We start from the raw sequence: 588 nt of genomic DNA on the forward strand, positions 1-588 counted from the left end.
GTCGGAGTGGAAGATCACCCCGGGTGCAGGTCGGCGATGGGCGACGGCGTTGTTCAACGCCTCGGCGATGAGGTCGGTGCGCAGATGATCCGCAGTGGCCCAGCCCACGACGCGGCGGGAGCCGAGGTCGATCACCGTGGCCAGATACAGCCAGCCCTCCCAGGTGTGGATGTAGGTGATGTCCCCGCACCAGCGGACGTTGATATCGCTTGCACTGCACGAGAAATCCCGCTTGATCAGATCGGCCGGAGTGTCCACAGCAGGGTCGGGGACGGTGGTGGTGCGCCACCGCTTCGGAGCTCGCCCGGCGCGGCCGGCAGCACGCAGGAGCCGGGCGACGCGCTTACGAGAATGCCGCCGGCCGCGGGCGCGCAGTTCGGCGTGCAGCCGGGGTGTTCCGTAGGTGCCGTTCGACTCGTCGTGGATCGCGACGATCTCCTCGGTCAGTTCCGCGTCCTGCCGTGCGCGGGCAGAGGGCTTGGCACAGCGGTGGGCGTAGTAGGCGGCTCGGGAGACCTTCAACAGGGTGCACGCGCGCTTGACGTTGCCACTGTCGGCAGCATTCTCCGCCTCGATGAACGGGTACAC

The 588-nt window shown here is 68.0% G+C and carries 1 protein-coding gene; it reads right to left on the reverse strand.

Features of this window, described 5'->3' with window-relative positions; translation table 11 throughout:
* Nucleotides 1-588: IS3 family transposase (locus tag H5411_RS46680; protein WP_183128052.1), on the reverse strand; the 588-nt coding region annotated here is incomplete at both ends.

This window comes from Amycolatopsis echigonensis (assembly GCF_014174495.1).
Classification (GTDB): domain Bacteria; phylum Actinomycetota; class Actinomycetes; order Mycobacteriales; family Pseudonocardiaceae; genus Amycolatopsis; species Amycolatopsis echigonensis.